Here is a 359-nt window from a genome sequence, read left to right as displayed (position 1 = left end):
AGTCAGTGGCAAGGCATCAATCTGCATCATAAAGCCAGGTAACATATACTCAGGTAATTTGTCTCTCAAATCATTTTTGATTTCAGACATATCCAGTTGCTGCTCTTGATTTGTCGGGATCAGGTAGGCACATATACTCTTGTCACCGCCTACTTCCAATGCAACAACGGCTACATCAGATATACCCGGCTGATTCCTTAGAACGCTCTCGATCTCGGACAACTCGATCCGGTATCCTCGGATTTTAACCTGTTCATCTATTCTTCCCAGGTATTCGATCTCCCCGTTAGGCAGCCATCTCGCCAAATCTCCAGAGCGGTATAACTTCCCTTCGCCATATGGATTGTCGATAAACTTCT

At 45.1% G+C, this 359-nt stretch carries 1 protein-coding gene; it reads right to left on the bottom strand.

Annotated features, from left to right (window positions below):
• Positions 1-359, bottom strand: a 359-nt coding sequence (locus G9F75_RS19750; protein ID WP_167409339.1) for an AMP-binding enzyme, incomplete at both ends; no start/stop codon positions are given.

The organism is Bacillus sp. EKM208B, assembly GCF_011800725.1.
GTDB lineage: Bacteria > Bacillota > Bacilli > Bacillales > Bacillaceae > Bacillus > Bacillus velezensis.
This window is presented reverse-complemented; position numbering and strand designations above follow the sequence as displayed.